Raw genomic sequence first — 815 nt, 5'->3', positions numbered from 1 at the left:
ACGGTGACCCACACCTACACCACGACAACCGGCAGTCCGTTCACCATCAGCGCCTCCTACGGCGGTGACAGCAACTTTGTTTCCTCGACCGGCACGGACACCCAGACGGTGAGCGCGGCTGGGACCAGCACCACGGTGGCTTCGTCGCCGGATCCGTCGACGGTCGGCGAGGAGGTGACCATCACCACGACGGTGGCGCCGGTCGCGCCGGGGACCGGCACGCCCACGGGGAATGTCACGATCAACTTCGGCGACGGCAGCCCGGCCGAGACGGTGACTTTGGTGGGCGGTACGGCGACGGTGACCCACACCTACACCACCACAACCGGCAGCCCGTTCACTGTCACCGCTTCCTATGGCGGTGACGGTGACTTCACCGGCTCGACCGGCACGGACACTCAGACGGTGAGCGCGGCGGGGACCAGCACCACGGTGGTTTCGTCGCCGGATCCGTCGGTGGTGGGGCAGTCGGTGAGCTTCACGGCGACGGTGGCGCCGGTGGCGCCGGGTGCGGGCACGCCGACGGGGACGGTCACCTTCGACTTCGGTGACGGGTCGCCGGCCCAGAGCGGCACCCTGGTGGGCGGTACGGCGACGGTGACCCACACCTACACCACGACAACCGGCAGCCCGTTCACTGTCACCGCTTCCTATGGCGGAGACGGCGACTTCACCGGCTCGACCGGCACGGACACCCAGACGGTGACCGCGGCCGGGACCAGCACCACGGTGGTGTCCTCGCCGGATCCGTCGGTGGTGGGGCAGTCGGTGAGTTTCACTGCCACCGTGGCGCCGGTGGCGCCGGGTGCGGGCAC

General features: G+C 69.8%; 1 protein-coding gene. It reads left to right on the top strand.

All coding sequences use genetic code 11. The features are described from left to right. On the top strand, positions 1-815 hold an 815-nt coding region (locus tag ACX28W_RS43980; RefSeq protein ID WP_459005703.1), incomplete at both ends, for an Ig-like domain-containing protein.

Source organism: Streptomyces sp. SD15 (assembly GCF_054462255.1).
Note: the sequence above shows the minus strand (reverse complement) of the source record. Positions and strands in the feature narration are given on the sequence as shown.